Consider the following 316-nt stretch of genomic DNA (forward strand, 5'->3'; position numbering starts at 1 on the left):
TCGGTAGCTCAGTCGGTAGAGCAGAGGACTGAAAATCCTCGTGTCGGCGGTTCGATTCCGTCCCGAGCCACCATTTTTTTTATGCCGGCTTAGCTCAATTGGTAGAGCAACTGACTTGTAATCAGTAGGTTGGGGGTTCAAGTCCTCTAGCCGGCATCATTTAGGGGCATAGTTTAAAGGTAGAACTGAGGTCTCCAAAACCTCCAGTGTGGGTTCGATTCCTACTGCCCCTGTAAGTATATGGGCCTATAGCTCAGCTGGTTAGAGCGCACGCCTGATAAGCGTGAGGTCGATGGTTCGAGTCCATTTAGGCCCA

3 tRNA genes are annotated in these 316 nt (G+C 50.9%); all 3 read left to right on the forward strand.

The features are described 5' to 3' along the window. Positions 1–83 precede the first annotated feature (83 nt). Positions 84–156: transfer RNA gene (locus DOS87_RS03775), tRNA-Thr, on the forward strand. A 6-nt stretch (positions 157–162) separates the two neighbouring features. Then, positions 163–233, forward strand: a tRNA-Trp gene (locus DOS87_RS03780). A gap of 9 nt (positions 234–242) precedes the next feature. After that, a tRNA-Ile gene (locus DOS87_RS03785) sits at positions 243–316 on the forward strand.

The organism is Bacillus sp. CR71, assembly GCF_003429245.1.
In the GTDB taxonomy this organism is placed as follows: domain Bacteria; phylum Bacillota; class Bacilli; order Bacillales; family Bacillaceae_G; genus Bacillus_A; species Bacillus_A thuringiensis_S.